The following is a 23,933-nucleotide window of genomic DNA, read 5'->3' on the forward strand; positions in this document are numbered from 1 at the left end:
GCCGGCCCCGGCTGCCGCGACCGCTCGCCCTGATGCTCGGCGAGATCGGCGAGGAGATCGCCCAGACCGGCATCGGTCCCGGCGCCGCCCCGGCCTCCGGCCTGGTCGAGCGGGTGCGCTCGCGCCTTGCCCGCCTGGAGGCGGCCGCCTCCCGTCGCGCCATGGCCGGCACCGGCCTTCTCGCCACCATCGGCTCCACCGCCCCGTTCATCGGCCTGTTCGGCACCGTCTGGGGCATCATGAACGCCTTCGTCGGCATCTCCGAAAGCCAGACCACCAACCTCGCCGTGGTGGCGCCGGGCATCGCCGAGGCGCTCTTGGCCACCGCCACCGGCCTCGTCGCCGCCATCCCGGCCGTCGTCGTCTACAACCACCTCGCCCGCCGCACCGCCGCCTACCGCGCCGAGATGACCGACCTCTCCGAGGGCCTCGTCCGCACGCTGTCGCGCGACATCGAAACCGGCCGCCTCGACGCCGCCGCCCTGGTGGCGCCGGTCCGGACCGCCAGCTGAAGGAGGATCGCCATGGCCGCCCGCCTCGACGACGGTGCCGAACTGTCCGAGACCCACGAGATCAACGTCACGCCGTTCATCGACGTCATGCTGGTTCTGCTGATCATCTTCATGGTGGCGGCACCGCTGGCCACCGTCGACGTGCCGGTCGACCTGCCCGGCTCGACGGCCGCCGCCTCGCCCCGCCCCGACAAGCCGCTCTACGTGACGGTCGGCGGGGACCTGTCGATCAGCGTCGGCGAGGACAAGGTGGCGCGCGAGGCGCTGGGCAGCCGTCTCGACGCGGCGACCGGCGGCGACAAGGCCGAACGCATCTTCCTCCGGGCCGACCGGACGGTGGCCTATGGCGACCTCGCCGCGACGATGAACCTCTTGAGGGCGGCCGGCTATCTCAAGGTGGCGCTGGTCGGCATCGAGCAGGCCGCAGCGCCGGCCCCGGCTGGCGGCTGAACGCCGGAGGGACGCAGGGCGAAGCGATGATCATCCGCATCCGACCGATGGCCGGGCTGTTGTCGCGGCGGTCCGGCCTCGTCCGCTGGTCGCTGGCCGGCGCGGCCGGCCTGATGCTGCACGGCGCGGTGCTGTGGTGGCTGCTGCCGACCGCTGGACCGGCGGCGGCGGTGGCGGCGCCCGAGACGGTGGTGATGATCGATCTGCCGCCTGAGCCGGAGCTGCCGCCGCTCGAAAGTGTCGAGCAGGCCGCCGTCGAGGAGGTCGAGGCCGAGACGCCGCCGGACGCGTCGGTCGAGACGCCGCCCGAGATGATCGACACCGTCGAACCGGTCGATACCGCCGACGTCGCCGAACCGCCCGATGCGCTGGAGACCGCCGAACCCGACATGCTCGACGCCGCCGAGCCGCCGGAGGAGCTGGCCGCGGCGGAGCCCGAGCCGGTCGAGCCGCAGCTGTCCGAGCCCGACATGCTGCCGCCCTCCGAGGTGGCCGTGCCGCTGCCGCCGCCACCGCCGCCGGAGATGGTCGAGACTGCCGAGGTCAAGCCCGAACCGAACAAGCCCGCACAGACCAAGCCCGAACGCAGGAAGCCCCAGCCGAAGAAGCCGCCGGTGAAGCAAGCCGAACAGCCCATGCCGCCGGCCGACGCGCAGGCGGCAGGCGCCGGGGCCGGCGGTCGGCTCGAAGACGCGCTCGCCGCCTACCGCGGCTCCATTCGCCGGGCGATCGTCGGCAAGCGGCGGGCCAGCGACGCCGACGGCGCCACCGGCCGGGCCGTGGTGCAACTGGCCATCGGCCGCGACGGCTCGGTGATCGGTCTGGCGGTCGCCGGTCCGCCGTCCGTCGCCGCCGCCGCCGAACGCCTCGTCCGCCGCGTCGGATCCTTCCCGCCCATCCCCGACGCACTCCCCGCACCGTTCAGGGCCACCGTCCCGATCGAGTTCGTCAGGGAGTGATGAAGCCAGGATTCGGGAGACGGACGACGACCGGAGCGAGATTTGGTCCGGCCTGTGGAAATTTTGGACTTTTTAACTCCACTATCCGTATTTCGATCAGGTGGAGACCGCCAAAATGCCGGATTCTCAGGATTTTTTTCGCGCCCGTCGCGGGAACACTTGCTCGGAGTTTGTGTTTTCGCAATGTTCGAGGCACTCTGTCGGCTATGTTGATTTGCTGATGGATATGTCCCTTATACCCGAGGTTGAAAAATGAAGACGCTCCTCCTCGCCGCTGCCGCCCTCGCGGTCGCCATCCTCCCCGCAACCGCTGCCGACTACCAGGTCAAGATGCTGAACAAGGGCGCCAAGGGCGTCATGGTGTTCGAGCCCGATCTCGTCAAGGTCCAGCCGGGTGACACGGTCACCTTCCTCTCCACCGATCCTGGCCACGATGCCATGAGCATCCCCAGCATGCTGCCCGAGGGCGCCCAGCCCTTCGAGGGCCAGCTCGGCAAGGACGTCACCGTCACCTTCACCCAGCCCGGCGTCTACGGCATCAAGTGCAAGCCGCACTACGTGATGGGCATGGTGGCCCTGGTGGTGGTCGGCGATCCGTCGCCCAACCTCGAGGCGGCCAAGGCGGCGAAGAACCCCGGCAAGGCCGGCAAGCTGTTCACCGAACTGCTCGGCAGCCTCTGACATGAACGGCAACGCCGGCCGACGGTGGCCGCTGCTCGCCGGCGCCTTCCGTCCGTTCTTCCTGCTGGCGGCGCTGTGGATGGCCTGCTCGGTCCTCCTCTGGGTGCCGCTCTACATGGGAGACGCCACGCTGCCGACGGCCTTCGCGCCGCGCGACTGGCATGTGCACGCCCTGCTGTTCGGGGGCGTGCCGGCCATCATCGCCGGCTTCGCGCTGACCGCCGTCTCAAGCTGGACCGGCCGGCCGCCCCTTTCGGGGTGGCCGCTCGCCGTGCTGTCTCTGATATGGCTGGCCGGCCGGGTTGCCGTGTCGGTGTCGGCGCTGACCGGGCCGCCCGTCGCGGCGCTGATCGACCTCGCCTTCCCGCTGGCGCTCGCCGTCGTTCTCGGCCGCGAGGTGATGCTGGCCGGCAACTGGCGCAACCTGCGCGTCGTCGGTCTCGTTCTCGTGCTGGCGCTGGCCGATGCCGGCTTCCACGCCGAGGCGATAACAGCCGGCCTCGCCGATATTTCCATCCGCGCGGCGCTGTCGGCCGTGCTGATGCTGATCCTTTTGATGGGCGGCCGCATCACGCCGGCCTTCACCCGCAACTGGTTGAAGGCGCGCGGCGAAAGCCGCCTGCCCGCTCCCTTCGACCGCCTCGACGCCGCCGCCATGGCGGTCTCCGGCCTCGCCTTCGTCAGTTGGACCGTCGGCCCCGCCTGGGTCGGCACGGCGCCGCTGCTGCTCGTCGCCGGCCTGTTGACGGCCGCCCGGCTGACCCGCTGGCGCGGCCTCGCCGCGCGGCGCGAGCCGCTGCTGCTGGTGCTGCACGTCGCCCTCGGCACCATCGCCGCCGGATTCCTGGCCGAGGGCCTTGCCATCTTCTGGCCGGCGGTGGTCGACCCGATGGCGGCACTGCATCTCTGGACCGCCGGCAGCGTCGGTCTGACCGTGCTCGGCGTGATGACGCGGGTGAGCCGGGGGCATACCGGCCGGCCGCTCATCGCCGGCCGGCTGGAGCTGGCGATCTACGGCCTGGTGTCGGCCGGCGCGATCCTGCGCATGGCGGCGCCCTACACGGGCGGCATCTACTATCACGTCATCGCCTGTGCCGGCCTCCTGTGGGCGGCGGCGTTCCTGACCTTTGCCGTCGGCTACGCCGGCATGCTGACCAGCCCGCGGTTCGACCAAAAGCCAATCTGAGCTGCGCCGCCAGTTTGTGCCAGCGCAACGAACGGCCGGGTTGTCTCCTTAAAATATGATGTAATAGTTCACCTTAGAAAGCATTGGTGCGGAGGGGCAATATGAGGCGGGCAGAAAGGACGGCGCCCTGGCTCGTCAGGCTGGCGGCGATGTGTCTTGCGTTTGCCGTGGCGATTCTCGCGGTGCCGGCCATGGCGGCGGGGCTTGCCGACTTCCTCGGCAAGGCGGCACCTTCCGAGCTGGTGCCGGGCGCCGACGCCTATGGCGACATCCGCGCCGACCTGCCGGCCGTGCCGGCGCTCAAGGGGGGGAACCGCATCGGCTGGGTATTCCTCAACACCGATTTCGTGCCGGCCACCGGCTATTCCGGCAAGCCCATCAACATCCTGATCGGCGTCGATGACCAGGCGGTGATCACCGGCGTCCGCCTCGTCAAGCATTCCGAACCGATCGTGCTGGTCGGCATCCCCGAGGCCAAGATCAAGGCGGTGATCGAGAAATACACCGGCCTCGACCTGAAGCGCGAGGCGAACGGCCCGGCCCACGACCTCGACATCGTCTCCGGCGCCACCGTCACCATCATGGTGATCGACGATTCGATCCGCCGCGCCGGCCTGAAGGCCGCCCGCGCCTTGGGTCTCGAAGGCTTCGGCGCCGGCGCCGGCCCGGTCGCCGACGCCAAGGTGGTCGACCGCTCCAAGGACGCGGTGACCGACTGGACGACGCTGCTCGGCGACGGCTCGGTGCGCCGCTTCAGCCTGTCGGTGGCCGAGATCAACGCCGCCTTCGACAAGCTGGGCGACCCGCGCGCCGCCGACCACCGCGAGGCCGGCGCCGACACCGATCCCTACATCGACATCTACGTCGGCCTGGCCAGCCAGCCGTCGATCGGCCGCACGCTGCTCGGCGAGGCCGCCTACGCCAACCTCGTCAAGCAACTCGGCGACGGCGGCGAAGCGATCTTCGTCGCCAGCACCGGCCACTGGTCGTTCAAGGGCTCGGGCTACGTGCGCGGCGGCATCTTCGATCGCATCACCCTTTTGCAGGGCGAGGCGACCATCCGCTTCCGCGACAAGGAGCATATGCGCGTCGTGCGCATGGCGCCGGCCGATTCGCCGAACTTCAACGAGGTCGATCTGTTCGTCATCCCCAAGGGGACCGGTTTCGATCCGGCGGCGCCCTGGCGGCTGCAACTGCTCGTCTCGCGCGCCGTCGGCGCCCTCGAGAAGCTGTTCCTGACCTACGACGTCGATTACACGCTGCCGCCTCCCTATCTTGCCGCCGCTCCAAAGCCGGCGCCCGCCGCGGTGGAACCGGCCGCCGGCGCTGCCGCCGACGTGGCGACCGCCGCCGACGAGGCGCCGGCCCGCGACCGGCTGTGGCTGCGCATCTGGGAGGCCAAGCGCACCGAGGTCATCATCCTCTCCGCCGCGCTGGCCGCGCTGACCGGCATCTTCTTCTTCCAGACCTTCGCGACGCGCAACGAGCGGGTGTTCAAGATCATCCGCCTGTCCTACCTCGCCTTCACGCTGGTGTTCGTCGGCTGGTACGCCAACGCCCAGCTCTCGGTGGTCAACCTGCTCGCCGTGCTCTCCGCGCTGGTCAGCGACTTCCGTTGGGAAACCTTCCTGATGGACCCGCTGATCTTCATCCTGTGGTTCGCGGTGGCGGCGGCCCTGCTGTTCTGGGCGCGCGGCGCCTATTGCGGCTGGCTGTGCCCGTTCGGCGCGTTGCAGGAATGGTCGAACCAGATCGCCCGCTGGCTGAGGGTGCCGCAGATCCGCCTGCCCTGGGGGCTGCACGAGCGCCTCTGGCCGATCAAGTACATGATCTTCCTCGGCCTGCTCGGCATCTCCTTCTATTCCCTCGACGTGGCCGAGCATTACGCGGAGATCGAGCCGTTCAAGACGGCGATCATCCTGAAGTTCGACCGCCCGTGGCCCTACATACTGATCGCGCTCGCCGCGCTGACGCCGGGCCTGTTCATAGAGCGCTTCTACTGCCGCTACGTCTGCCCGCTGGGCGGCGGCCTCGCCATCCCGGCCCGGTTGCACATGTTCCGCTGGCTGAAGCGCTACCGCGAATGCGGCAACCCCTGCCAGACCTGCGCCCACGAATGTCCGGTGCAGGCGATCCACCCGACCGGTGAGATCAATCCCAACGAATGCGTCTCCTGCCTGCATTGCCAGGTTCTCTACCGCAGCGCCGATCGCTGCCCGGTGGTGATCGGCAAACTGCGCAAGCGGGAGCGTTTCGAGCGTCAGAACGGTCTCGTCCGTACGGGGGCGGCGGCTGGCGCCGGAACCGCGGCCGCTTTGCCTGCGGGCGACGCGGCGGGTTCGGTGGAAGCGTAAAAAGACAACGAGGAGAGCATGATGAGTGAAGACACGAACAACCTGTCACGGCGATCGCTGCTGGGGGGAACGGCCAAGACGGCGGTGTTCGCCGGTGTCGCGGCCAGCGCCGTCGGCGGCCTGGTGGCCACCAGCGGCAGCCGCGCGGCCGAGCCGGCGGGCGGCAACGCCGAGGTGAAGCCGGGCGAACTCGACCAGTACTACGGCTTCTGGTCGTCGGGCCAGTGCGGCGAGCTGCGCATCATCGGCATGCCGTCGATGCGCGAGCTGATGCGCGTGCCGGTGTTCAACCGTTGCTCGGCCACCGGCTGGGGCCTCACCAACGAGAGCCTCAAGGTGCTGACCGAGAATCTCCTGCCCGACACCAAGGAGTTCCTCAAGAAGCGCGGCTGGGCCAACTACCAGAACGGCGACCTGCACCATCCGCACATGTCCTTCAACGAGGGCAAGTATGACGGCCGCTACATCTTCGTGAACGACAAGGCCAACACCCGCGTCGCCCGCATCCGTTGCGACGTCATGAAGTGCGACAAGGTCATCGAGATCCCCAACGCCTCGGACATCCACGGCCTGCGTCCGCAGAAGTGGCCGCGTACCGGCTATGTCTTCGCCAACGGCGAGCATCGTGTGCCGATCCCGAACGACGGCAAGATCCTCGACGATCCGAAGAAGTACTCGGCCATCTTCACCGCCGTCGACGGCGACGAGATGAAGGTTGCCTGGCAGGTGATCGTCGACGGCAACCTCGACAACTGCGACGCCGACTACAAGGGCAAGTACGCCTTCTCGACCTGCTACAACTCCGAAGAGGGCGTGACGCTGGCCGAGATGACGGCCGCCGAGCAGGACTGGGTGGTGGTCTTCAACATCGCCCGCATCGAGGAAGCGGTGAAGTCTGGCAAGGCCCAGATGATCGGCGGCGTGCCGGTGGTCGACGGCCGTCACGGCTCGCCCTACACCGCTTACGTGCCGGTCGCCAACAACCCGCACGGCTGCAACATGGCGCCCGACCGCCAGCATCTCTGCATCAACGGCAAGCTGTCGCCGACGGTGACGGTGATCGACGTCGATCTGCTCGACGCCGTCTTCGAGGGTGCCGATCCGCGCTCCTGCGTGGTCGCCGAGCCGGAACTGGGCCTCGGTCCGCTCCACACCGCCTTCGACGGTCGCGGCAACGCCTACACGACGCTGTTCCTCGACAGCCAGATGGTGAAGTGGAACATCGACAAGGCCAAGCGCGCCTTCAAGGGCGAGAAGGTCGATCCGATCATCAAGAAGCTCGACGTCGCCTATCAGCCCGGCCACAACCACTCGTCGATGGGCGAGACGCTGGAGACCGACGGCCAGTGGCTGGTATCGCTCAACAAGTTCTCCAAGGACCGCTTCCTCAACGTCGGTCCGCTCAAGCCGGAGAACGACCAGCTGATCTACATCGGCGACGACGACATGACGCTGATGCACGACGGTCCGGCCTTCGCCGAGCCGCATGACTGCATCATCGTGCGTGCCGACAAGGTCAACCCGCTGTCGGTGTGGAAGCGCGACGACCCGATGTTCGCCGACGCCGTGGCGCAGGCCAAGGCCGATGGCGTCGACATCGAGTCCGACAGCACGGTGATCCGCGACGGCAACAAGGTGCGCGTCTACATGACCGCCGTGGCGCCGGCCTTCGGCCTCGACAGCTTCGAGGTCAACCAGGGCGACGAGGTGACCATCTACGTCACCAACCTCGACGACGTCGACGATCTCACCCACGGCTTCACCCTCGGCAAGTTCGGCATCGCCATGGAAGTGGCGCCGCAGGCGACGGCGTCGGTGACCTTCACCGCCGACCGGCCGGGCGTGCACTGGTACTATTGCCAGTGGTTCTGCCACGCGCTCCACATGGAGATGCGCGGCCGCATGTTCGTGAAGCCGTCCGCCGCCTGAGGAAAGGGCCTGGTAACGCCATGACCAGCGTCGTCCGGCTTCTTGCCGCCGTCCTTCTCTGCTGCTCCGGCCGGCTGGCCGATGCGGCCGAGATCGTCGTCGGCCCGGCGCCGGACGCGCTCGCCAGGGCCATCGAGACAGCCGCGCCGGGGGATGTCCTCCGGCTCGGCGACACCTCCTACGACGGCCCGGTGGTCGTCGACAAGCCGCTGACGATCGTCGGCGGCCGCGACAGCCGCATCGTCGGCAAGGGCGAGGGCACCGTCGTCTCGGTCGAGGCCGACGACGTCACGCTGAAAGATCTCTACATCACCGGCTCCGGCCGCCGGCTCGACCGGCTCGACAGCGGCGTGGCGCTCGCCAAGGGCACGCGTCGCGGCCGCGTCGAAGGCAGCCGCATCATCAGGAACCTGATCGGCATCGACGTGCAGGGGGCGATCGACGCCACCGTCACCGGCAACACCATCGTCGGCCGCACCGATCTCCACCGCGCCGAGATGGGTTCCGGCATCTACGTCTGGAACGCCCCCGGCCTCACCGTCGAGTACAACGACATCCGCCGCGGCCGCGACGGCATCTTCGTCACCACCTCCAAGCAGGCGACCTACCGTTACAACCGCATGCAGGAGCTGCGCTTCGCCTTCCATTCCATGAACGCCGACGACATCGTGCTGGAACACAACGTGTCGCGCGGCAACGCGCTCGGTTTCGCGTTCATGTTCTCCCGCCGCATCACGGCGTCCGACAACCTCTCCGACGGCGACGCCACCCACGGCCTGTTCTTCAATTCGGTCACCAACTCCAGCCTCATCCACAACGAGGTGCGCGGCGGCGGCGAGAAGTGCATGTTCGTCTACGGCGCCACGCGCAACCGCATCGAGGGCAACCGCCTCGAAGGCTGCGACATCGGCATCCACCTGACCGGCGGCGCGGCGGAGAACGTCATCACCGGCAATGCCGTCATCGGCAACCGCACGCAGGTGAAATACGCCGGCACCCGCTGGCTCGAATGGAGCGGCGTGCCCGAGGACGCGGCGGGCGGCGCCTCCAGGCCGGTCGGAAACTTCTGGTCCGATCACGTCGCCTTCGACATCGACGGCGACGGCATCGCCGACAGCCCCTACCGCCCCAACGATACCGTGGACATATTGACCTGGAGCCAGCCGATGACCCGGCTGCTCCTGGGAGCGCCGGCGGTACAGCTCATCCGCTGGGCGCAGTCGCGCTTTCCCGGCCTGTTGCCCGGCGGCGTCATCGACAGCCATCCGCTGATGTCGCCCGACGGGACCGGCCCGCGTCCCCTCGCCACCGCCTTGACGGTCGGCTACGCGCCGGCCGGGGAGAACTGACATGTCGGACGCCATCCTCTCCGTCGAGGATCTCACCATCCGCTTCGGCGCCGTGACGGCGGTCGACGGCGTCAGCCTCGCCGTGGCGCCGAGCGAGCGGGTGGCGCTGCTCGGCCACAACGGCGCCGGCAAGTCGACCTTGTTCAAGACCGTGCTCGGCTTCCTGACCCCGACCGGCGGCCGCATCGACGTCGCCGGCTCGACGCCCGGTTCCGACGCGGCGCGCCGCGCCGTCAGCTACCTGCCCGAGCAGGTGGTGTTCCCGAAAGCGCTGACCGGCGCCGAGGTGCTGACCTATTTCGCCCGCCTGAAGGGCGTCTCGCCCGAGGCGGCGCTGCCGCTTCTCGACACCGTCGGCATCGCCGCCGCCGCCCACCGCGCCGTCGGCACCTATTCCAAGGGCATGCGGCAGCGGCTCGGCCTCGCCCAGGCGCTGATCGGTTCGCCGCGCCTGCTGCTGCTCGACGAGCCGACCTCCGGCCTCGATCCGGTGTCGCGGCGCGAGTTCTACGAGGTACTGGAGGCTTCGGCCCGCGCCGGCACGGCGGTGCTCCTGTCCTCGCACTCGCTGTCGGAGATCGAGAACCGCATCGATCGCATCGCCATCATGGCCAGGGGCGCCTTGCGCGCCGAGGGGTCGCTCGCCGAGCTGTCGCGCCGCGCCGGCCTGCCGATCCGCATCCGCGTCGAGGCGGCGGCCGGCCGCGCCGACGCCGTACACGCCCGCCTCGGCGGCGAGCGCGTCAACGGCCGCTCCGTCGTGCTCACCTGCCGCGCCGACGAGAAGGTTGGCGCGCTCGGCCGGCTCGCCGATCTCGGCGCCGACGTCGTCGACGTCGACATCGCCCTGCCGGACCTCGACGACGTCTACCGCCACTATTCCGCCGCCACCGACGAAGGAGCCGCCCGATGAACGGCCTCGACCGCATGGCGGCGGTGGCCGCCACCGAATTCCGCCTCGCCCTCCGCAACCGCTGGGTTCTCCTGTCGACGCTGGTCTTCACGCTGTTCGCGCTGGCGCTGGCCTTCCTCGGCTCCGGGCCGAGCGGCGCGCTGAAGGCCGACGCGCTGACCCTGACGGCGGCCAGCCTGTCGACGCTCACCGTCTACCTGGTGCCGCTGATGGCGCTCCTGGTCTCCTACGACAGCATCGCCGGCGAGATCGAGCGCGGTACGCTGGCGCTAGTGCTGGCGACGCCGGTGAAGCGCGGCGAACTGGTGCTGGCCAAGTTCTGCGGCCATCTCGCCGTGCTGACGCTGGCCATCGCCGTCGGCTACGGCATCGCCGGCCTGGTGATCGCCGTCGTCCATGGCGCCAATCCGGCCGGCCTCGTCGCCTGGGGGCGGCTGGTCGCCACGGCCGTGCTGCTCGGCGCCGTCTTCGTGGCGCTCGGCATGCTGCTGTCCAGCCTGCCGCGCCAGACCGGCACCGCCGCCGCAATGGCCATCGGCGCCTGGCTGGTGCTGGTGGTGCTCTACGACCTCGCGCTGCTCGGCGCGGTCATCGTCGACCAGGGCGGCGTCTTCACCAAGACGATCTTTCCGGCGCTGGTGCTCGCCAACCCCGGCGACGCCTTCCGCCTCTACAATCTGGCGCTGATCGAATCGAACGCCCCCATCGCCGGCCTCGACGGCCTCGCCCACACCCTGCCGTTCCCGGTTTCCAGCGCGCTCGTCGTGCTCGCCCTGTGGCTTTTCGCCGGCCTCGCCGGCGCCTGGGCCCTCACCCGGAGGATCCGTCCATGATCAACCGCCTCATCCCCGCGCTGGCGCTCGCCGCCTTCGTCGCCCTGCCGCTCGCCGCCTGCAAGGAAGAGACGGCGGTGAAGCCCGCCGCCATGGAGATGACTGACGAGGCGCTCGGCTACTATTGCCAGATGTATCTGGCCGACCACGGCGGCCCCAAGGCGCAGGTGCACGAGAAGGGCCAGGAGCAGCCGCTGTGGTTCTCGCAGGTTAGCGACGCGGTGGTCTACCTGCGCGGCGGCGAGAAGCGCGGCGACGTCACCGCCGTCTATGTGTCCGACATGGCCAAGGCCAAGAGCTGGGCCGAGCCCGGCCGCGACAACTGGATCGACGCCGATGCCGCCGTGTTCGTCATCGGCAGCCGGCAGGCCGGCGCCATGGGCATGCCGGAGGCCGTTCCCTTCGGCGATCGGAAGGCCGCCGAGGACTTCGTCGCCCGCGAGGGCGGCGCGATCGTCAAGCTCGCCGACATTCCGGACAGCTACATCGGCCCGGCCGGCCCCGGAACGGCCAGCCCCTCCGACATGCAGATGTGAGGTCCGCCATGGCAACTCTTCTCGATCGGCCGGTCGGCCGCCGCCGGTTCATCCGCGTCAGCGCGGCGCTGGCCGCCGCCGCTCTCCTGCCCGCCGCCGGGTTGGCTGCGGCGCCGGTCCGCCGCTGGTCCGGCCAGGCGCTTGGCGCCCATGCCTCGATCGAACTGGTCGGCGCCGATGCCCATCTCGCCGCCACCACCTTTGCCGAGGTCGAGGCGGAGATCGCCCGTCTCGAGGCGCTGTTCAGCCTCTACCGGTCGGACAGCGCGCTGAGCCGCCTCAACGTCGCCGGCCGTCTCGACGCGCCGGAGGCCGACGTCCTGCGCCTCCTGGCGCTGGTGCGCAGCGTGCATGACCGCACCGGCGGCCTGTTCGATCCCACGGTGCAGCCGCTGTTTGCCGCCTATGCCGCCCATTACGCCGGTGGCCGGACCGATGCCTTGCCCGCCGCCGTGCTGGCGGACAGGCTGGCGCTGGTCGGTTTCGGCGGCGTGGACTTCGACGAGGCCGGCGTGCGCTTCGCCCGGCCCGGCATGGCGCTGACGCTGAACGGCGTCGCCCAGGGCTACATCACCGACCGCGTCGCCGATCTCCTGAAGGCGCGCGGCTTTGCCGACGTGCTGCTCGACATCGGCGAGATCCGCGCCCTCGGCGGCGGCCGCGACGGCGACGGCTGGAAGGTTGGTCTTTCCGCCGGCCCCGACAGCGACGCGCTGGCCGCCACGCTGCGTCTCACCGACCGCGCCGTCGCCACCTCGGCCATGCGCGGCACCGTGCTCGACCCGGCCGGCCGCGTCGGCCACATCCTGCATCCGCGGCAGGGCGCCGTCGCCTCGGCCTTCTCGGCGGTCAGCGTCGTGGCGCCCGAGGCGGCGCTCGCCGATGCCCTGTCGACGGCGGTCGTGCTGATGCCGCCGGCCGAGGTCGCGACCCTCAATGGCGGCGGCGTCGAGGTCTACGCGACACCGGCCTGACGCCGCCCCGCCTGTCTCAGGCGGCGGGCGGCGTCAGGCCGCCGCAAACGAGGTCGGAATCACCGACGTCCTGGCGGCCATAGACCTTGAACATCGCGAAGACCTTCTGCATCTCGGCGCTGTCGAGGATGACCGGCGTGCCGACGGCGAGCGTCCGCCAGTACTGGGCGGCGATGGTCTCCACCTCGACCAGCAGCGACAGGGCCCGGCGCAGGTCGGCGCCGAGCACGATCAGGCCGTGGTTGGCGAGCAGGCAGGCGAGGCGGCCTTCCAGCGCCTTCAGCGCGTGGTCCGACAGCGCCTGCGAGCCGAAGGTGGCGTATTCGGCGCAGCGGATATCCTCGCCGCCGGCGGCGGCCACCATGTAGTGGACGGCCGGGATGTCGCGGCGCAGGCAGGAGATCACCGTCGAGAACATCGAGTGGGTGTGGATCACCGTGTCGATGTCCGTCCGCCGCTGCAAGATGTCGCGGTGGAAGCGCCATTCGCTGGTCGGCCGGCAGGGGCCGTAATAGGTGCCGTCGAAGGTCATCTCGACGATCTGGTCCTCGGTCATGTCGGCGTAGGGGATGCCGGTCGGCGTCACCAGGAACCGCCCGTCGCCGATCCGCACGCTGACGTTCCCCGATGTGCCCTGGTTGACGCCGGAGGCGTTCATGTCGCGGCAGGTCCGGATGATCTCGGTCCGGAGCGCGAGATGGGATCGATCGGCAAGGCTGGCGGGCATCATTGGGGTCCTTGGATGGAGGGACCGGCAGCGCCGGTCGACAGGTTGGTCGCGTGATGGCTCTTGGCGCGAGTGAGTGCCTATGTTAACTGAGGTTGTCAATTGTCAGGCCGAGGTGTCGCGCTTCGGACGATGGGGCTGGAAAGATCATGGCGCTGCGCTCTAGGACGAAGGACAAGGCCGAGCGGCCGGCCGCCACCGAGGCCGACGGCCGGACGCCGCTGCCGCGGCCGGGCGAATATCTCACCGATCCGCTGCTGTGGGCGTCCTGGCTCTACCACCACGACGAGCTGACGCAGAGCCAGATCGCCGACCTGATGGGCGTGTCGCGGGCGACGGTGGTCAACTATCTGCAGCAGGCGCGCGACCTGCACTACGTCAAGGTGGTGGTCCGGCCGGAGCTTCTGAATTCCATCGACCTCGCCCAGCAGCTGAAGCAGGCCTTCGGCCTCGCCGAATGCATGGTCATTCCCTTCGACGGCGGCATGCGGCCGCCGAGCGAGCGTATCGGCCGGGCCGGCGCCCAGTATCTCGACCAGATCCTGACCAACGGCGACGTGCTCGGCGTCGCCTGGGGACGCACGGTGCTGACGCTGGCCGAGAACCTGCCGGAGAAGGCCATGCCCGACAGCTGCGTCGTGCAGGTGATCGGCAGCCAGCGCTCGGCCTACGACGGCTTCACGGCCGAGGAATGCGTCGCCTTCATCGCCCGCCGTCTGCATGCCCGCTCGATCAGCCTGCACGCGCCGGCCGCGCTCTCCAACGCGGCGCTGCGCGACGCGCTGATGCGCGAGCCGACCATCCAGGAGCAGTTCGCCCGCATCCGTTCCTGCAACAAGCTGCTGTTCGGCATCTGCACGGTGAAGGCCAACAGCCTGGTGTTCGCCTCCGGCCTGATCTCGGTCGACGAGAGCAAGTATTACATCACGAAAGGGGCGGTCGGCGTCATCGCCGGCCGCTTCTACGACGTCGAGGGCAACTGGCTGCGCGGCAGCATGGACGACCGGATGATCGGCATCACCCTCGATGACGTGCGCGCCGTGCCGGCCCGCATCGCCGTTGCCGGCGGCCCCGACAAGACCGACGCCATCCTCGGCGCCCTGCGCGGCGGCTACCTCACCGCGCTGATCACCGACGAGCCGACCGCCCGCAACATCCTCGGCCGTCTCTAGGCGCTGGGCAGGCCGGGGCAGGCTCATGCGTCCCTCCGCTCGGGATAGAGCCCGAGCAGTCCCTCGCGGTTCGCCTCGGCGACGCCGCGCTCGGTGACGAGGCCGCTGACCAGACGGGCCGGCGTCACGTCGAAGCCGTAGTTGAGCGCCGGGCTGCCCTCGGGCAGGATGCCCACCGTTTCGAGCCGGCCATCGGCCGTGCGGCCGGTGATGTGGCTGAGTTCGCGGGCGTCGCGCTCCTCGATCGGGATGTCCCGGAGGCCGTCCTCGAGCGTCCAGTCGATGGTGGTGAACGGCAGGGCGACGTAGAACGGTACGCCGTTGTCATGGGCGGCCAGCGCCTTGAGGTAGGTGCCGATCTTGTTGCAGACGTCGCCGGTCGCCGTGGTGCGGTCGGTGCCGACGATCGCCATGTCGACGAGGCCGTGCTGCATCAGGTGGCCGCCCAAATTGTCGGCGATCACCGTGTGGTCGACGCCGTGCTGGCCGAGTTCGAAGGCGGTCAGGCTGGCGCCCTGGTTGCGCGGCCGCGTCTCGTCGACCCAGACGTGGACGGGGATGCCGGCCTCGAAGGCCATGTAGATCGGCGCCAGCGCCGTGCCCCAGTCGATGCAGGCCAGCCAGCCGGCGTTGCAGTGGGTGAGCACGTTGAAGCGCGGCGGCTTGCCCTTCTTCTCCCAGAGGTCGCGAATGATGGCCAGGCCGTGGCGGCCGATCGCCTTGCAGGTCTCGACGTCCTCGTCGCAGATCTCGGCGGCCCGGCGATAGGCAAGGCCCATGCGCTCGGACGGGGCGACGCTGGTGAGGCGGCCCCTGAGGTCGTCGAGGCCCCAGCGCAGGTTGACGGCGGTCGGGCGGGTGGCGAGCAGTGCCGCGTAGGCCCGCTCGAGGTTTTCGTCCGAGGAGTCCTCGCGCATGGCCAGCGCCAGGCCGTAGGCGCCGGTGGCGCCGATCAGCGGCGCGCCGCGCACCACCATGTCGCGGATGGCCGAGGCCGCCTCCTGCCAGGAGCGCAGGGTGCGCGTCCTGACCTCGAAGGGCAGCCGGGTCTGGTCGATGATCTCCACCCCCCAGCTGTCGTCCGCAACCCAGATCGTCCGCATGGTCTTGCCGTGGATCTTCATCAAAGCCTCCGGTCGCCGTCGCGCGCCCCAGGCGCCGAACAGTCCGTCGATGTGGGGTTATTGGAATGCGATCGTCCTGTCGTCAACGAGCGGCATCGGCGGCGACGACAGCCGCCGCCACGGCGCCGATATCGGCAAAGCGCGCCCGGTTGACCACCAGATCGCGGCCGAGCCGCAGCGCCCGCCGCTCGCCGCGCGCCCGCACCGCCGTGTCGGCGATGCTCTCGAAATCGGCGACATGGGCGAGGCCGAGGATGCGGCGGATCATCTTGCAGCCGGCAAAGCCCAGCGTGTCCTCGAACAGCGCCCGCATGTAGCGGGCCTGCTCCTCGGCCAGCGCCGCCCGGCTCTCGGCGTCGGTGAACAGCTCGGCGGTGAAGGCGTCGCCCTTGCCCTCGGTCGACCACAGCTCGACGAAGCGGGCCGAGAACAGCGTCCAGACGTCGACGATCTGCCTCAGGATCCAGGCGCGATAGCCGTCGCGGCCGCCCTTGTCGTCCTCGTGGCCGATCTGGCTGAGATAGGCGAGGATCAGGTTGCCGATCAGCGCGCCGACGTCGAAGCCCATCGGCCCGAAGAAGGCGAATTCCGGATCGATGACGCGCACGTCGTCGGCCGTCGCCATGATCGAGCCGGAATGCAGGTCGCCGTGCACCAGCGCCTCGGCGTGACAGAGGAACTTCAGCTTCATCGCCTGGGCCGCCGCCTTCAGCGGGCCGTCGGCGCGGAACTCCAGGGCGATGTCGTCCAGTTCAGGCGAGGTCCAGCGATTGAGCTTGGCCGCCCGGTAGGGGTCGGTGAACACCAGATCCTCGGTGATCCGGCAGAGTTCGGTATTGGCGCAGAACACCGCCATCTGCCGCTTCTTCTCGGCGGCCGGCAGATAGAGGTCGGAGGTCTTGAACAGGGTCTGCGCCATGAACTCGGCCAGCGTCGCCGCAAAGCGCGGAAACTCGACGCCGTCGATCAGTCCCTTGCGCATGATGACGTGCGGAGTGAGGAATTCCATCACCACCAGCGCCTGCATGGCGTCGAACAGCACCACCTTCGGCACCAGGCCCGGCGCGGCGGCATCCTCGGTCAGTAGCGCCTGGCTCTCGAAGAAGGCGCGGTCGAGCGGCAGCGGCCAGCCGTCGCCGACGAGACGCACGTAGGGCAGCGCCTGCTTGACGATCAGCGCGCCCTTCGGCCCGCGCACGATGAACACCAGGTTGAGATTGCCGTCGCCGACCTCGCTGACGTTCCAGTCCTGCGGCGCCGCGCCAAGAATGGCCGCGACCTCGGCAAAGCCGGCGAGATAGGACGCCAGCGTGCTTTCGGTCATCGGCCGGTAGTCGGCGCCGCCGGTGCGGGCGCTCCGAACGTCTGTCATCGGGTCTTCTCCATCCCTCGTCGCTGGTCCTGCCGCCGGCCGTATCGCTCCTCGCCGGCCGGCACAGGTTGTCGAGGGCGGAGGTTGGTCTGGTTTTCGTCATTTGTCAAGATCGATTGACAATTGATGTTCATGTGGCTAGGTTGCCGCCATCGGGTCTGGAGGAGGCCCCCTGCCAAGCATCCGTGGAGGCGGTTTTCGGCATGACAGAACCAGGGAGAGGGGTGATCCGCATCCGCGGGCTGAACAAGCGTTTCGGCAGCACGCATGCGGTCATCGACGTCGACCTCGACATCCGGCGCGGCGAGGTACTGGCGCTGATGGGCGCCAACGGCGCCGGCAAGTCGACGCTGATCAAGATTCTCTGCGGCGTGCATCCCGCCGATTCCGGCACGGTGGAGATCGACGGCGCGGCGGTGGACTTCCGCTCGCCGCTCGAAGCCTGCGCCGCCGGCATCCACACCGTCCACCAGATCATCAACGACGGCGTCGTGCAGCAGCTCACCGTTGCCGAGAACCTGGCGCTCGACGAGATCTGCCGGCCCGACGGGCCGCTGCTGCTGAGCCGCGCCGCCATCACGGCGCGGGCCCGCGACATCCAGGCGATCCTCGGCCTCGACCTGCCGCTCGGCAAGGCGATGAGCGAACTCGGCCAGGCCGAGCGCCAGCTGGTGGCCATCGCCCGCGCCCTGTCGCATGATCCGAAGGTGCTGATCCTCGACGAGCCGACCTCCTCGCTGTCCGAGGCCGAGGCGGCCCGGCTGTTCGCGCTGATCGAGGATCTGAGGGCGCGCGGCGTGGCGATTGTCTACATCAGCCACCGCATGTCCGACATTCGTCGCCTCGCCGACCGTGCGGTGGTGATGCGCGACGGCCGCACGCGCGCCGAGTTCGTCCGGCCGCTCGATTTCGACGGCATCGTCCACGCCATGGTCGGCCACCGGGTCGGCGAGGGCGGCCGCGAGCGCGGCACGGCCGGCGGCCGCACCGTGGTGGAGATCCGCGACTTCGCGCTGACGCCGACCTCGGCCCCCTTCGACCTCGACCTCCGCGAGGGCGAAGTGGTGGTGCTGACCGGCCTGATCGGCGCCGGCAGGACCGAGTTCGCCGATTGCCTGTTCGGCACCGCCGCGCCGCATGCCGGCACGGTAACCATCGACGGCAAGCCGTTCCGCGCCGCCTCGCCGCGCGAAGCGATCGCCGAGGGCGTGTTCATGGCCCACGAGGATCGCGGCAACTCGTCGCTGGTCGCCGAGTTCTCGGTACTGCACAACATGACGCTGCCGTTCCTGAGGCACTTTTCCCGGCTGTCGCTGGTCAGCCCCGACGACGAGCGGCGGGCGGCCGGCGGCCAGGTGGCCGACCTCGCCATCAAGTGCCCGTCGGTCGACGTGCCGATCGGCTCGCTGTCGGGCGGCAACCAGCAGAAGGTGGTGCTCGGCCGCTGGCTGATCCGGCCCTGCCGCCTGCTCATCCTCGACGAGCCCTTCCAGGGCGTCGACATCGGCGCCCGCCAGGACATCGGCCGCCGGCTGCGCGACACGGCGGCCGGCCGGGCGACGCTGGTCATCTGCGCCGACCTCGAGGAAGCGACCGAAATCGCCGACCGCATCCTGGTGATGCGCGACTTCTCGGTGGTCGGCGGCCATTCGATCGACGGCCTGTCGCTCGACGCGCTGGTCGCCGAGATCAGCGGTGCCGGCACCCACGCCACCTTCGCCTGACGCTTGAAGACAAAAGGCTTCCATCATGCAGACTCCATCTCCGAATCCGGCCGCGCCGACGGCTGCGGCCCCGGGCGGCTCGGCCAGACCGGCCTTTACCGTCAAGGACTTCGTCATCAAGTTCGGCCTCCTGATCATCCTCGCGGTGATGGTCATCGTCTTCTGGCGCCTGGAGCCGGCTTTCGCCAACGCCCGCAACCTATTCTCCATCCTGCAGGCGGTGTCGGTGACGGCTCTCCTGGCGCTCGGCGTCACCGTCACGCTGGCCATCGCCGGCTTCGACCTCTCCATCGGTTCGACGGCGGCCATGTCGCTGATGGCGTCGAGCTACGTGATGGTGATCCTCAACCAGGGCACCCTGCTCGCCGTTCTCGTCTGCCTGGCTCTCGGCGCCTTCATCGGCTTTCTCAACGGCGTGCTGATCGTCAAGGGCCGCATTCCCGACCTTCTGGCGACGCTCGGCATGATGTTCCTGCTGCTCGGCCTGCAACTGATCCCGACCGGCGGCCGCTCGATCGCCAAGGGCATGACGCTGTCCGACGGCTCGGCCGCCACCGGCAGCTTCACCGATGCTTTCCTGGCGCTCGGCCGCTACCGGCTGTTCGACCTGATCCCGCTGCCGGTGATCATCATGCTGGTGGCCGCCGTCATCCTCTGGGTGTTCATGGAGCGCTCGCGCCACGGCCGCGTGCTCTATGCCATCGGCGGCAACGAGAAGGCCACCCGTCTCGCCGGCGCGCCGGTCGAGCGCTACAAGATCGCCGCCTACATGATCTCCGGCCTGTTCGCCTCGGTCGGCGGCATCCTGCTCGCCGCCCGCGTCGGCCGCGGCGACGTCACCTCCGGCTCGTCGCTGCTGCTCGACTCGGTGGCCGCCGCGCTGATCGGCTATGCCGTGCTCGGCGCCAAGAAGCCCAACGTGTTCGGCACGGCGGTCGGCGCGCTGTTCGTCGGCACGCTGCTCAACGGCCTCACCATGCTCAACGCCCCCTATTACGCGCAGGACTTCGTCAAGGGCCTCGTCCTTGTCTTCGCCCTGCTGTTCACCTTCGGCTTCGCGTCCTCGCAGCGTCGCTGATGCCGGAAATCGCGAGGATATGCCGCGGCGTGCGGAGGAGGCGCGCCCCGGAGAATGGTCAACGGTCATTTGAGGAGTGAGAAAATGACGACAATCGACAGACGGACCTTCCTTGCCGGGCTTGCCACCGCCACGGCCGCCGCCGGCCTGCCGCTCCGCCCCGCCTTCGCCGAAGGCCTGGCCGGCGCCCCCGGCGTCGTCGGCGAGCGCAAGGTGAAGATCGCGCTGGTGCGCTATCTTTCGACCGGCGATTTCTTCCAGTTCTATCTGGCCGGCGTGACGCGCCAGGCCGAGGCGCTCGGCTTCGACCTGCACGTGCTCGACTCCCGCCAGGACGCGGCCTTGCAGGCGGAGATGCTGCAGCAGGCGATGAACCTCGGCGTCGACGGCATCATCCTCCAGCACGGCCTGACCGAAACGCTGAAGGACCCGGCGGCGCAGGCGGTGGCCGAGGGCTTCAAGGTGGTCGCCTTCGACGTCAACTGCGAGAACCCCGATATCCCGCAGATCGAGCAGAACGACCGCGAGCTGGCCCGCCTCGCCCTTGAGCAGGCGATCGCCGACAACGGCGAGAGTTTCAAGGCCGGCTACGTCTACGTGCCGGGCATCGCCCCGCTCGACCGCCGCGACGAGACCTGGCAGGCGTTCAAGAAGAAGTATCCGGGCATCGAGGAAGTGGCGCACTGGGGCACCATGAACAACCCGATCGCCAACTCGGTGGCCGACCAGACGGCGGCGGTGCTGCGCGCCAATCCCGACATCTCCGTCATCTTCGCCCCCTATGACGAGTTCGCCAAGGGCGCCAAGACCGCCGTCGACGAAGCCGGCCTCAACGAGAAGATCAAGATCTACTCGGCCGACATCTCGACGCCGGACATTTCGGCGATGGTCGAGGACAACAGCGCCTGGGCGGCCACGGCGGCGACGTCGTCGGCGGTGGTCGGCGAGGTCTGCGTGCGCACGCTGGCGCTGCAACTGGCCGGCGTCGAGACGGGCCAGCAGGTGGTGGTGCCGCCGACGCTGATCACCCGGCAGATGCTGATCGAGAAGGGCATCCGCAACATGGATGATCTCGCGGCCAAGCTGCCGCAGTTCTCCAAGGCCGATGTTTCCATGGCCGCGTGGATTCCCGAGCCGAAGCGCTGATCGCATACGCCCTGCGAACGAAGAAGCCGGCATCCTCGGGGGGTGCCGGCTTCTCCTTTGGAGCGGTATCAGCGGAGGACGCCTGCTCCTTGGCCGTCACTCCGCCGGCTGATACGGCCGGAAGAAGTCCTCTCCGGCCCAGGGGCGGCGCCGGATCGGCATGGAGCGGATCGCTCTTGACGAAGCTCGCGGCCGGTTGGGCTCGCCGCCGACATATTTGGCCAGCGCCGGATAGGGATAGACCGGCCGTTCGCGCTGCATCGCCGGTTCGGCCGGGGCGGCCGGCGCGCCGGCCGGCTTCCCGGTCTTCTTGGCCGTCGGCAGGCCGAAGGAATTGCCGCCGTCGGTTGCGGTGCGCGTGACGACGGCGTCCGGCGCCGCCCCGTCCTCGACGCAGGCCATCAGCGGCTTCAGGAAATCGACCGAGCCCATGCCCTCGCCGTTAACGCAATGGTAGATGCCGCGCAGCAGGTAGAGCCGCTCGAAGCCGGCGACCGCCACCCCGACGATCTCCTTCATAAGCGCCTCCAACACCGCTTCGCGGCCGCCATCCGGGCAGCCGGTGAAGCAGAGGCGTTGCTCGGCCTGCCCGCAGAAGGCGATCAGCTTCGTGGCGGCCATCCTCCATGGCCCGCCGCGATCCCCGGACCTGCGAGGCAAGTGCTCGCAACCATCTCGCGACTTGCCCGATCAGGGCAGGGCGTTGAGGAAGGTCAGTGTGGACGTGCCGCCAACGGCAACATCCTTCAGCCAGACGGCGAACTTCAGACTGTGCGGCGTGGCCATGTGAGCCTTGAAGGCGGCCTCGTCGGCATAGGTCTCGACGACTTCGAAACGGTGGGGTTCGTCGCGCCGCTGGTAGACCTGGAACAGCCGGTTGCCCGGTTCGGCGCGGACTTCCCTGGCCAGATCGCACAGGCCCGTCGCCAGCTTTTCCGACAGACCGTCGTGCGCCTCCAAATGGGCGATCAGAGAGATTTCCATGGTACCTCCTTGTTCCTTCGGCGGAAAAGCTGCCAGCTGCCACCGACGCGACGGCGCCCGCCTCCATTCCGTCCGGGATGCGATGTCCGGCGGACGGCCGTGGCGGGCAGGCATGCCGTTTCAAGCTTCAAGTCCGTGCGCGGCGCCGATCCCGGATTGGAGCGGCGCCGCAAAGGCACACGAACGCGTCAGTGGATCTCGTCGCCGGGGGCGGCGTGCCGATAATCCCCTTCGACGGCGTCGAGCACGTCGTAAAAGGGCGCGCTCAGGCGGTAGAGGTCGTTGAACACCGTGAAGAGGCGCGAATACTTGTCCTGCCAGGCCGGATTGGGCTGAATTTCCCGGTCGAACCGTACGCAGGCGCGGACGGCGGCCGCCGTGTCCGCGAACGTGCCGAGCCCGAGGCCGCCGATCATGGCGCAGCCGACGATGCCGTTCTCGGCGTCGGCGGTGCGCAGGATCGGCAGGCCGTAGATCGACGCCTTGACCGTCAGCACGAAGTCGGAGCGCGAGCCGCCGCCCGAGGCGATCAGCCGGCTGATCGGACCGGTGGCCGCCGTCAGGTCGTCGAGGCAGCGGCGGGCACCGAAGGCCGAGCCTTCGATAACCGCGCGGTGCATGTCGCCGGCGCGGTGGCGGCGAGTGAGCCCGAAGAATTGCGCGCGCGCGTTATGCCGGGCGGCGTTGCGCTCGCCGGAAAGATAGGGGAGGAACACGAGCCCGCCGCAGCCGGCCGGCGATCCCTCCGCCATGGCGGCGATCTCGGCATAGGACAGCGCGTTGTCGTGGAAGGCGAGGCGCGCCCAGCGCATGGCGTCGCCACCGGCGTCGAGGATGGTGAACACGCCCCAGGCCCGGTTGGCGAGGTGGAGGTTGTTCACGCCAACGGCGGGGCGCGGGGCGTCGCTGACGACGGTCAGCAGCGTGGAGGTCCCGGTGCTGTCGGAGGCGACGCCGGATTCATGGACGCCGGAACCCAGGATGGAGGCCGCCATGTCGGAGGTGCCGGCCACGACCGGCAGACCTTCCGGCAGGCCGGTCGAGCGACAGACCGCCGGCAACACCGCGCCGATGACGTCCGTCGCCGCCTTGATCTCCGGCAAGAAGCCGGGATCGAGCCCGAACAGCGCCAGCAGGCCGCCGTCGTAGCGGCCGGTGCGGGCGTCGAGAAGATAGAAGCAGGAGGCTTCGCTGAGATCGGTGGCGCGCACGCCGGTCAGGCAGGCGTTGATGAAGTCCTTCGGCATCAGCACGCCGGTCGCCTTGCTCCATGCCTCCGGCCGGTGCGTCTTCAGCCACATCAGCTTGAAGGCCGGCCAGGCCGTGGTCGGCGGATTGCCGGTCAGCGTCATGATCCGCGACAGGTCGTCGCGCGCCGAAAACGCCCTGACCTCGGCCTCGCAACGCTTGTCATTCCAGAGCGGCACCTCGTCGAGCACCGGGCGAAGGTTGTCGTCGACCAGAACGGTGCCGTGCATTTGGCCGCAGGTGGCAATGCACAGCAGCTGGTTCGCGGCGCTCGGATGTTCGGCCAGGATCTGACGGATGCCGGCCTCCGCGTTGGCCCACCACTGACTTGCGCGCTGCTCGCTCCAGCCGTGTTTCGGCGTGAGTTGGTCGTGTTCGCGCTGAACCATGGCCTCGATGCGGCCGTCGAGGCCGACCAGTGCCACGCGGACGCTGCCCGTGCCGATGTCGATCGCCAAAATTCTGTCGCGCGTCATATGGGGAACCACCTTTTTGATTGCGTAGTGCTACCATAAATCTGGAATACCACAAAAGGGTCAGCCTATCATACTAATGGCTAATGACGCCCTCGGCGTTGTGGCGAACTCCTGAAAAGAAATTTTATAACAGTCATATAAGTGAGAATCGGAGCAGTGCCGTCTTTGATTCATCGCCGTTGACACTGTCCCGTCGCTGGTGCATA

At 69.0% G+C, this 23,933-nt stretch carries 22 protein-coding genes; 16 read left to right on the forward strand and 6 right to left on the reverse strand.

The genetic code is table 11. The annotated features are described in order from the left end of the window. The 12 genes from H512_RS21855 to H512_RS21875 all read left to right on the forward strand — a co-directional run. Positions 1–512: MotA/TolQ/ExbB proton channel family protein (locus tag H512_RS21855; RefSeq protein WP_210162637.1), on the forward strand; the 512-nt coding region annotated here is incomplete at its 5' end. A gap of 12 nt (positions 513–524) precedes the next feature. Further along, positions 525–962: a TonB system transport protein ExbD gene (gene exbD / locus H512_RS0100010; RefSeq protein ID WP_026781780.1), complete on the forward strand. Its 438-nt coding sequence runs from the start codon at positions 525–527 to the stop codon at positions 960–962. Between the two features lie 26 nt (positions 963–988). Further along, positions 989–1,921, forward strand: coding sequence for an energy transducer TonB (locus H512_RS0100015; RefSeq protein WP_026781781.1), 933 nt, complete (start codon positions 989–991; stop codon positions 1,919–1,921). Positions 1,922–2,173: 252 nt separating this feature from the next. Further along, positions 2,174–2,602 (forward strand): pseudoazurin, encoded by a 429-nt coding sequence (locus H512_RS0100020; RefSeq protein ID WP_026781782.1) that lies wholly within the window; start codon positions 2,174–2,176, stop codon positions 2,600–2,602. A 1-nt stretch (position 2,603) separates the two neighbouring features. Then, entirely contained in the window at positions 2,604–3,788 is a 1,185-nt protein-coding gene (locus H512_RS0100025) for an NnrS family protein (RefSeq protein WP_026781783.1), read from the forward strand. Positions 3,789–3,889: 101 nt separating this feature from the next. Beyond that, on the forward strand, positions 3,890–6,142 hold the full coding sequence (locus H512_RS21860) for a NosR/NirI family protein (RefSeq protein WP_084798216.1): 2,253 nt from the start codon (positions 3,890–3,892) through the stop codon (positions 6,140–6,142). A 21-nt stretch (positions 6,143–6,163) separates the two neighbouring features. After that, positions 6,164–8,071: a TAT-dependent nitrous-oxide reductase gene (gene nosZ, locus H512_RS0100035; protein WP_026781784.1), complete on the forward strand. Its 1,908-nt coding sequence runs from the start codon at positions 6,164–6,166 to the stop codon at positions 8,069–8,071. Between the two features lie 20 nt (positions 8,072–8,091). Continuing rightward, positions 8,092–9,420, forward strand: a complete 1,329-nt coding sequence (locus tag H512_RS21865; RefSeq protein ID WP_053239414.1) for a nitrous oxide reductase family maturation protein NosD — start codon at positions 8,092–8,094, stop codon at positions 9,418–9,420. A 1-nt stretch (position 9,421) separates the two neighbouring features. After that, positions 9,422–10,333: an ABC transporter ATP-binding protein gene (locus H512_RS0100045; RefSeq protein ID WP_026781785.1), complete on the forward strand. Its 912-nt coding sequence runs from the start codon at positions 9,422–9,424 to the stop codon at positions 10,331–10,333. After that, positions 10,330–11,166, forward strand: a complete 837-nt coding sequence (locus tag H512_RS0100050) for an ABC transporter permease (RefSeq protein ID WP_026781786.1) — start codon at positions 10,330–10,332, stop codon at positions 11,164–11,166. The genes H512_RS0100045 and H512_RS0100050 overlap by 4 nt, the downstream gene beginning before the upstream one ends. After that, the gene (locus H512_RS21870) at positions 11,163–11,702 is read left to right on the forward strand and encodes a nitrous oxide reductase accessory protein NosL (protein WP_053239415.1); all 540 of its coding nucleotides are present in this window, start codon (positions 11,163–11,165) and stop codon (positions 11,700–11,702) included. The genes H512_RS0100050 and H512_RS21870 overlap by 4 nt, the downstream gene beginning before the upstream one ends. Before the next feature lie 8 nt (positions 11,703–11,710). Beyond that, a complete protein-coding gene (locus tag H512_RS21875) occupies positions 11,711–12,676 on the forward strand; it encodes an FAD:protein FMN transferase (protein WP_036789339.1) in 966 nt (321 codons plus the stop codon). A 16-nt stretch (positions 12,677–12,692) separates the two neighbouring features. On the opposite strand, the gene H512_RS21880 is transcribed toward H512_RS21875, so the two are convergent. Then, positions 12,693–13,406: a class II aldolase/adducin family protein gene (locus H512_RS21880; RefSeq protein ID WP_245585320.1), complete on the reverse strand. Its 714-nt coding sequence runs from the start codon at positions 13,404–13,406 to the stop codon at positions 12,693–12,695. A 146-nt stretch (positions 13,407–13,552) separates the two neighbouring features. Between H512_RS21880 and H512_RS0100070 the strand changes: the two genes are divergently transcribed. Next, complete coding sequence (locus H512_RS0100070; RefSeq protein WP_053239416.1) at positions 13,553–14,575, forward strand: sugar-binding transcriptional regulator; 1,023 nt, start codon at positions 13,553–13,555, stop codon at positions 14,573–14,575. 23 nt (positions 14,576–14,598) lie between these two features. On the opposite strand, the gene mtnA is transcribed toward H512_RS0100070, so the two are convergent. Together mtnA and mtnK are read right to left on the reverse strand one after the other, a co-directional pair. Next, a complete protein-coding gene (mtnA, locus tag H512_RS0100075; protein WP_026781788.1) occupies positions 14,599–15,699 on the reverse strand; it encodes an S-methyl-5-thioribose-1-phosphate isomerase in 1,101 nt (366 codons plus the stop codon). An 82-nt stretch (positions 15,700–15,781) separates the two neighbouring features. After that, on the reverse strand, positions 15,782–17,071 hold the full coding sequence (gene mtnK / locus H512_RS0100080) for an S-methyl-5-thioribose kinase (protein WP_053239417.1): 1,290 nt from the start codon (positions 17,069–17,071) through the stop codon (positions 15,782–15,784). Positions 17,072–17,274: 203 nt separating this feature from the next. Here mtnK and H512_RS0100085 point away from each other — a divergent pair, with 203 nt between their 5' ends. The 3 genes from H512_RS0100085 to H512_RS0100095 all read left to right on the forward strand — a co-directional run bounded on the left by H512_RS0100085 (position 17,275) and on the right by H512_RS0100095 (position 21,019). Further along, positions 17,275–18,795, forward strand: a complete 1,521-nt coding sequence (locus tag H512_RS0100085) for a sugar ABC transporter ATP-binding protein (protein ID WP_026781790.1) — start codon at positions 17,275–17,277, stop codon at positions 18,793–18,795. A gap of 25 nt (positions 18,796–18,820) precedes the next feature. Beyond that, a complete protein-coding gene (locus H512_RS0100090; RefSeq protein ID WP_026781791.1) occupies positions 18,821–19,873 on the forward strand; it encodes an ABC transporter permease in 1,053 nt (350 codons plus the stop codon). Between the two features lie 84 nt (positions 19,874–19,957). Then, positions 19,958–21,019, forward strand: coding sequence for a substrate-binding domain-containing protein (locus H512_RS0100095; protein ID WP_036789342.1), 1,062 nt, complete (start codon positions 19,958–19,960; stop codon positions 21,017–21,019). A gap of 96 nt (positions 21,020–21,115) precedes the next feature. On the opposite strand, the gene H512_RS0100100 is transcribed toward H512_RS0100095, so the two are convergent. From H512_RS0100100 to H512_RS21885, 3 genes are all read right to left on the reverse strand, one after another. Next, a complete protein-coding gene (locus tag H512_RS0100100) occupies positions 21,116–21,640 on the reverse strand; it encodes a tannase/feruloyl esterase family alpha/beta hydrolase (protein WP_026781793.1) in 525 nt (174 codons plus the stop codon). A gap of 69 nt (positions 21,641–21,709) precedes the next feature. Then, complete coding sequence (locus H512_RS0100105; RefSeq protein WP_026781794.1) at positions 21,710–22,003, reverse strand: putative quinol monooxygenase; 294 nt, start codon at positions 22,001–22,003, stop codon at positions 21,710–21,712. 188 nt (positions 22,004–22,191) lie between these two features. Next, positions 22,192–23,727 (reverse strand): xylulokinase, encoded by a 1,536-nt coding sequence (locus H512_RS21885; RefSeq protein WP_053239418.1) that lies wholly within the window; start codon positions 23,725–23,727, stop codon positions 22,192–22,194. Between the last annotated feature and the right edge of the window lie 206 nt (positions 23,728–23,933).

It is taken from the genome of Pleomorphomonas koreensis DSM 23070 (genome assembly GCF_000425185.1).
Taxonomy (GTDB): Bacteria; Pseudomonadota; Alphaproteobacteria; order Rhizobiales; family Pleomorphomonadaceae; genus Pleomorphomonas; species Pleomorphomonas koreensis.

Coding starts and splice junctions, on each gene's coding strand:
- exbD (WP_026781780.1), top strand. CDS start 525: ATGGCCGCCCGCCTCGACGACGGTGCCGAACTGTCCGAGACCCACGAG.
- H512_RS0100015 (WP_026781781.1), top strand. CDS start 989: ATGATCATCCGCATCCGACCGATGGCCGGGCTGTTGTCGCGGCGGTCC.
- H512_RS0100020 (WP_026781782.1), top strand. CDS start 2,174: ATGAAGACGCTCCTCCTCGCCGCTGCCGCCCTCGCGGTCGCCATCCTC.
- H512_RS0100025 (WP_026781783.1), top strand. CDS start 2,604: ATGAACGGCAACGCCGGCCGACGGTGGCCGCTGCTCGCCGGCGCCTTC.
- H512_RS21860 (WP_084798216.1), top strand. CDS start 3,890: ATGAGGCGGGCAGAAAGGACGGCGCCCTGGCTCGTCAGGCTGGCGGCG.
- nosZ (WP_026781784.1), top strand. CDS start 6,164: ATGAGTGAAGACACGAACAACCTGTCACGGCGATCGCTGCTGGGGGGA.
- H512_RS21865 (WP_053239414.1), top strand. CDS start 8,092: ATGACCAGCGTCGTCCGGCTTCTTGCCGCCGTCCTTCTCTGCTGCTCC.
- H512_RS0100045 (WP_026781785.1), top strand. CDS start 9,422: ATGTCGGACGCCATCCTCTCCGTCGAGGATCTCACCATCCGCTTCGGC.
- H512_RS0100050 (WP_026781786.1), top strand. CDS start 10,330: ATGAACGGCCTCGACCGCATGGCGGCGGTGGCCGCCACCGAATTCCGC.
- H512_RS21870 (WP_053239415.1), top strand. CDS start 11,163: ATGATCAACCGCCTCATCCCCGCGCTGGCGCTCGCCGCCTTCGTCGCC.
- H512_RS21875 (WP_036789339.1), top strand. CDS start 11,711: ATGGCAACTCTTCTCGATCGGCCGGTCGGCCGCCGCCGGTTCATCCGC.
- H512_RS21880 (WP_245585320.1), bottom strand. CDS start 13,406: ATGATGCCCGCCAGCCTTGCCGATCGATCCCATCTCGCGCTCCGGACC.
- H512_RS0100070 (WP_053239416.1), top strand. CDS start 13,553: ATGGCGCTGCGCTCTAGGACGAAGGACAAGGCCGAGCGGCCGGCCGCC.
- mtnA (WP_026781788.1), bottom strand. CDS start 15,699: ATGAAGATCCACGGCAAGACCATGCGGACGATCTGGGTTGCGGACGAC.
- mtnK (WP_053239417.1), bottom strand. CDS start 17,071: ATGACAGACGTTCGGAGCGCCCGCACCGGCGGCGCCGACTACCGGCCG.
- H512_RS0100085 (WP_026781790.1), top strand. CDS start 17,275: ATGACAGAACCAGGGAGAGGGGTGATCCGCATCCGCGGGCTGAACAAG.
- H512_RS0100090 (WP_026781791.1), top strand. CDS start 18,821: ATGCAGACTCCATCTCCGAATCCGGCCGCGCCGACGGCTGCGGCCCCG.
- H512_RS0100095 (WP_036789342.1), top strand. CDS start 19,958: ATGACGACAATCGACAGACGGACCTTCCTTGCCGGGCTTGCCACCGCC.
- H512_RS0100100 (WP_026781793.1), bottom strand. CDS start 21,640: ATGGCCGCCACGAAGCTGATCGCCTTCTGCGGGCAGGCCGAGCAACGC.
- H512_RS0100105 (WP_026781794.1), bottom strand. CDS start 22,003: ATGGAAATCTCTCTGATCGCCCATTTGGAGGCGCACGACGGTCTGTCG.
- H512_RS21885 (WP_053239418.1), bottom strand. CDS start 23,727: ATGACGCGCGACAGAATTTTGGCGATCGACATCGGCACGGGCAGCGTC.